The 547-nt window shown below is 70.9% G+C and carries 1 pseudogene; it reads left to right on the plus strand.

What is annotated here, in order from left to right:
• Positions 1–301 precede the first annotated feature (301 nt).
• Positions 302–547: pseudogene (locus tag AB0B97_RS00005) on the plus strand (hypothetical protein); the annotation flags it as partial.

Consider the following 547-nt stretch of genomic DNA (forward strand, 5'->3'; position numbering starts at 1 on the left):
TCCAGCGCCTCTGGCCCTGCACTCGTTTGGGTGTGTGAGTTTAGGACACCGCCGGACAATCTTCCAGTCGAGGGCCGCCCCATCCGGGTCGGCCCTCGACTGCGTAGCGCCATTGGTGGCGCAATCAGGAAGGATGTACCTGTGAGTTCAGGACCGCAGGGCGGAGATCGTCCCCGTCGTTCCGAAGACCGCACCGACGGCCCGGCTGGACGCGACCGCGGTGCGCGCCGCGACGACCGCCCCCCGTACCGGGGAGATCGGGACAACGCCGGCGGCGCCCGGGGCGGATATGCCGGCGGTCGTGACGGCGGTTCCCGTGGTGGCGACCGCGATGGATCGCGTTCGGGTGCCCCGCGTGAGGGTGGTTTCCGTGGCGGCGACCGCGAGGGTGGCTTCCGCGGTGGTGATCGTCGTGAAGGCGGTTTCCGTGGTGGTGACCGCGATGGGTCGCGTTCGGGTGCCCCGCGTGAGGGTGGCTTCCGCGGTGGCGACCGTGACGGTGGTTTCCGTGGCGGGGACCGTCGTGAGGGCGGCTACCAGGGTGGCG

Origin of the sequence: Micromonospora sp. NPDC049004 (genome assembly GCF_040649315.1) — a bacterium.
Classification (GTDB): Bacteria; Actinomycetota; Actinomycetes; order Mycobacteriales; family Micromonosporaceae; genus Micromonospora.